The organism is Pseudomonas machongensis (genome assembly GCF_034961125.1).
GTDB lineage: Bacteria > Pseudomonadota > Gammaproteobacteria > Pseudomonadales > Pseudomonadaceae > Aquipseudomonas > Aquipseudomonas machongensis.
In genome coordinates, this window is record NZ_JAYFUI010000010.1 from 1 (window position 1) to 1,262 (window position 1,262).

Annotated in this window: 3 protein-coding genes; 1 reads left to right on the plus strand and 2 read right to left on the minus strand. The window is 60.9% G+C overall.

Translation table 11 applies throughout. From position 1 onward, the window contains the following. Positions 1-448: PLDc N-terminal domain-containing protein (locus VA602_RS00370; RefSeq protein WP_323452152.1), on the minus strand; the 448-nt coding region annotated here is incomplete at its 3' end. Positions 449-578: 130 nt separating this feature from the next. Here VA602_RS00370 and VA602_RS00375 point away from each other — a divergent pair. Beyond that, positions 579-1,109 (plus strand): DUF3617 domain-containing protein, encoded by a 531-nt coding sequence (locus VA602_RS00375; RefSeq protein ID WP_054892991.1) that lies wholly within the window; start codon positions 579-581, stop codon positions 1,107-1,109. A 4-nt stretch (positions 1,110-1,113) separates the two neighbouring features. Here VA602_RS00375 and VA602_RS00380 read toward each other — a convergent pair. Further along, positions 1,114-1,262: GTP cyclohydrolase, FolE2/MptA family (locus VA602_RS00380; protein WP_323452153.1), on the minus strand; the 149-nt coding region annotated here is incomplete at its 5' end.

A 1,262-nucleotide genomic window follows, 5' to 3' on the forward strand; every position in this document is an offset into this window, starting at 1 on the left:
ACTGCACCAGCACCGTGTCCCGCGCCTCGCCGATGGCAGCGAAGATCGCGTCGAAGGTCGCAGTGCCATCGATCAGCAATTTCACCTGGTTGTTGGCCAGGCAGGGCATGCGACCAAGCTTGGGCATGGCACGCAGTGCCGCGTAGCTTTCCGACTCCCGGGCGGTCAGGGCTTCCTCCACCCAGGGGCGCCAGTTGAGGTCGGCCATCGCCACGTGCATCTCCTGGTTGGCTTGTCGCCGCGCCTGTATATAGGCGTAAAAGGAGCGGGCGCCAAAGATCAGATAGGGCACCAGGGTCAGGTAGGGAATGAAGAACAGTGACATTGCCCAGGCGATTGCGCCTTGAGCGGTACGCACAGTGAACACCGCATGCAGCGCAGCGATGATGCCCAGGAAGTGAATCAGTCCGAGCAGGTAACCGAAGAAGTAGGGGCTGTGGTAATCCATACGCATCCTGCATTCCAAGAGCACTGCCGCCTAACAGAGCATGTTCCCGGGGCCACTTGCAACCCGCGGGCGAAAAAGACGTCTAATGCTCTGTCCGGCCTGTAGCCGGTATTTCGAGGAGCACTGATCCATGAAGATTCGTCTGCCACTGATTGCCCTGGCACTGGGCCTGGGCAGCCCGCTGCTGGCGCAAGCGCAGATGCTGCAACCCGGTCTGTGGGAGTTGACCACCAGCAACATGCAGGTCGACGGCAAGCCATTGCCCGATATGGCGTTCATGCTCGGCCAACTGAAGAACCTGCCGCCGGAGCAGCGCGCCATGATGGAGGGTGCCTTGGCCAAGCAAGGCATTACCGTGGGGGGCAATGGAGTGCGCTCGTGCTTGACGCCAGAGCAGGTGGCTACCAATGATATTCCGCTGCAGGATCCGCAGTCGGGTTGCACGCAGAAGATCACCGACCGTCAAGGCAACGTCTGGAAGTTCCAGTTCAGTTGCCCCAAAGCCCAAGGCACCGGTCAGGCAACCTTCCTCAGTGATCGCGAATTCACCACCCAGGTCAGCGGCACCTTCAATGCCTCGGGCGTTCAGCAGCAGGGCAGCATGAACACCCGGGCGGTGTGGCTGGGTAATGATTGCGGTAACGTACGTCCACGCAGCTAGCGCCTCACCATTGCCACTGGCTGGCAGCCACTGCGTCGTGGGCATGCAGGCTTTCCGCATGTTCCACGCGCAGATCGAAGCTGGTGGCCCATTCCAATTCGCGCAGCGCCAGGTGCACGCGACGCGCAGCATCTTCACAGAACATCAGGTTCT